Origin of the sequence: Streptomyces aurantiacus JA 4570 (genome assembly GCF_000414115.1) — a bacterium.
Classification (GTDB): domain Bacteria; phylum Actinomycetota; class Actinomycetes; order Streptomycetales; family Streptomycetaceae; genus Streptomyces; species Streptomyces aurantiacus_A.
The window spans coordinates 1-2,093 of sequence record NZ_AOPZ01000329.1; the positions used below are offsets into that span (position 1 = coordinate 1).

At 71.9% G+C, this 2,093-nt stretch carries 2 protein-coding genes; both read right to left on the bottom strand.

What is annotated here, in order from left to right; genetic code table 11:
- Window positions 1-52: 52 nt before the first annotated feature.
- Window positions 53-712: a ScbR family autoregulator-binding transcription factor gene (locus STRAU_RS28165; protein ID WP_016643811.1), complete on the bottom strand. Its 660-nt coding sequence runs from the start codon at window positions 710-712 to the stop codon at window positions 53-55.
- Window positions 713-755: 43 nt separating this feature from the next.
- On the bottom strand, window positions 756-2,093 hold a 1,338-nt coding region (locus tag STRAU_RS28170), incomplete at its 5' end, for an acyl-CoA carboxylase subunit beta (RefSeq protein ID WP_052029320.1).

Genomic DNA, 2,093 nt, shown 5'->3' on the forward strand with positions numbered 1-2,093 from the left:
GGGGGCGGGGCGGGGGCGGGGCGGACCGGGGTGGGGGGTGTGGTCGGTTTTGCTAGCGGCGGGAGGCGGGGCCGGGCACGGGGGCGGTGGGGCCGTGCGGGACCAGGGCGGCCAGCTGTTCGGGCGCGGCCAGGCGCGGCAGCATCAGTTCCCAGTACTGGCTCAGGGTGCGCTGGGAGACCCACTTGGGGTCCTTGACGCCCAGGACCTCAAAGCCCACGGTCGCGGCGACGACGGCGGTGGAGGCTTCGGCGGCCGAGACGCCCTCGGCGAGTTCGCCGTTGTCCTTGGCGGTGTGCAGCACCGCGTCGATCCAGCGCTGCCACTCCCCGCGCAGGTCGGTGCCGGCGCCGTCGGTCCCGCGGCGCGGGGCGGTGCCCACCAGCTCGAAGCCGGCCCGTACCACCGCGTCCTCGTCCAGGCTGCTCATCAGGGCGTGGGTGGCGTCGATGAGGCGCTGCAGGGCGCTGTCCTGGCGCTGTTCGGCGGCGCGGGTGATCTCGCGGACGGCGTCGGCGGCGGCGGCCTCCACGGCCCGGGCCAGGTCGTGTTTGTTCTCGAAGTGGAAGTGCAGGGCGCCGTTGCTGACGCCGGCGCGTCTGCTGATGGTGCTCAGCGTGGTGGGTACGAAGCCGTCCTCGGCGAATGCCTCGGCCGCCGCCCGCATCAGCGACTGACGCGTGCGCGCGGCACGCTCCTGCTGCACCATCATCTTTCTCCTGACTGTGTGTCTACTCCCCCGTGGTCACGTCGGGTTACTGCGGTGGGTTGCCGTGTTTGCGCGAGGGCAGGTCGGCGTGTTTGGTGCGCAGCATCGCCAGGGAGGCGATCAGCACGGCGCGGGTGCCGGCCGGGTCGATGACGTCGTCGACCAGGCCGCGTTCGGCGGCGTAGTAGGGGTGCATCAGCTCGGCCCGGTACTCCTTGACCAGCGCCGCCCGCGTGGCCTCGGGGTCCTCGGCGGCGGCGATCTGGCGGCGGAAGATGACGCCGGCTGCGCCCTCGGCGCCCATCACGGCGATCTCGTTGGTGGGCCAGGCGTAGGTGAGGTCGGCGCCGGTGGACTGGGAGTCCATGACGATGTAGGCGCCGCCGTAGGCCTTGCGCAGGATCAGCGAGATCCGCGGCACGGTGGCGTTGCAGTAGGCGTACAGCAGTTTCGCGCCGTGGCGGATGATGCCGCCGTGTTCCTGCTCGACGCCGGGCAGGAAGCCGGGCACGTCCAGGAGGGTGAGCAGGGGGATGTTGAAGGCGTCGCACATCTGCACGAAGCGGGCCGCCTTCTCCGATGCCTCGATGTCCAGCACCCCGGCCAGGGCCTGCGGCTGGTTGGCGACGATGCCCACCACGTGGCCGTCCAGGCGGGCCAGGGCGCAGATGATGTTGCGCGCCCAGCGCTCGTGGACCTCCAGGAAGTCGCCGTCGTCGACGAGTTCGGCGATCACGCGGGTCATGTCGTAGGGGCGGCTGCCGTCGGCCGGCACCAGGTCCAGCAGCGCCGGCGAGCGGCGCCGGGGGGGATCGTCGCTTGCCGCCGCGGGCGGGGCGCAGCGGTTGTTGGCGGGCAGCATCGACAGCAGGTAGCGGACCTCGGCCAGGCAGGTCTCCTCGTCGTCGTAGGCGAAGTGGCACACCCCCGAGGTCTGGGCGTGCACGTCCGCGCCGCCCAGGGCGTTCTGGGAGATCTCCTCGCCGGTGACCGCGCGGACCACGTCGGGTCCGGTGATGAACATCTGCGAGGTGTCGCGGACCATGAACACGAAGTCGGTGAGCGCGGGGCTGTAGGCGGCGCCGCCCGCGCACGGGCCGAGCATCACCGAGATCTGCGGGATGACGCCCGACGCCTTGGTGTTGCGCTGGAAGATGCCGCCGTAGCCCGCAAGCGCCGAGACGCCTTCCTGGATGCGGGCGCCCGCGCCGTCGTTCAGCGAGACCAGCGGCGCCCCGGCCGCGATCGCCATGTCCATGATCTTGTGGATCTTCGTGGCGTGCGCCTCGCCGAGCGCGCCCCCGAAGATGCGGAAGTCGTGCGCGTACACGAACACCGTGCGGCCCTCGACGGTGCCCCAGCCGGTGATCACACCGTCCGTGTA

Bases quoted from the DNA above. Each gene is read 5' to 3' on its own strand.
- STRAU_RS28165 (WP_016643811.1), bottom strand. From the start codon at position 712: ATGATGGTGCAGCAGGAGCGTGCCGCGCGCACGCGTCAGTCGCTGATG.